We start from the raw sequence: 455 nt of genomic DNA on the forward strand, positions 1-455 counted from the left end.
GCCCTGGACAGTTCATCGGTTTTAAAGCAAAGCTTGTATGGTCTACTTCTGAGAAATACATATTTTCATGATAATGATCCCAGTGCCCTGACTTTTCCCAAAGCTCTTGGTTCATCATAAACGGTGTACTCACTTCTTCATATTGCGCTTTGCCTCGCACTTCTCTTGAAAAGGCCATTAATTCATTTCTGACAATCTGACCTTTGGGTAAATAAAACGGCATACCTGGCGCTTCTTCTGAAAACATAAAGAGGGACAACTGTTTCCCTAATTTCCGGTGATCACGTTTATTTGCTTCTTCCATGAAATGAAGATACTCAGCTAGATGATTTGGATGTTGAAACGCCACACCATACACTCGCTGCAAGACATCCTGATGACTGTCTCCCCGCCAATAAGCCCCTGCAACACGTGTTAGTTTAAATGACTTTAAGTACCCTGTAGAAGGTACATGC

At 42.2% G+C, this 455-nt stretch carries 2 pseudogenes; both read right to left on the reverse strand.

From position 1 onward, the window contains the following. A pseudogene (locus tag GFC01_RS18145) lies at positions 1-358 on the reverse strand (threonine--tRNA ligase); the annotation flags it as partial. A 30-nt stretch (positions 359-388) separates the two neighbouring features. After that, a pseudogene (locus GFC01_RS20065) lies at positions 389-455 on the reverse strand (hypothetical protein); the annotation flags it as partial.

The organism is Desulfofundulus thermobenzoicus, assembly GCF_009428905.1.
GTDB classification, from domain to species: Bacteria; Bacillota; Desulfotomaculia; order Desulfotomaculales; family Desulfovirgulaceae; genus Desulfofundulus_A; species Desulfofundulus_A thermobenzoicus.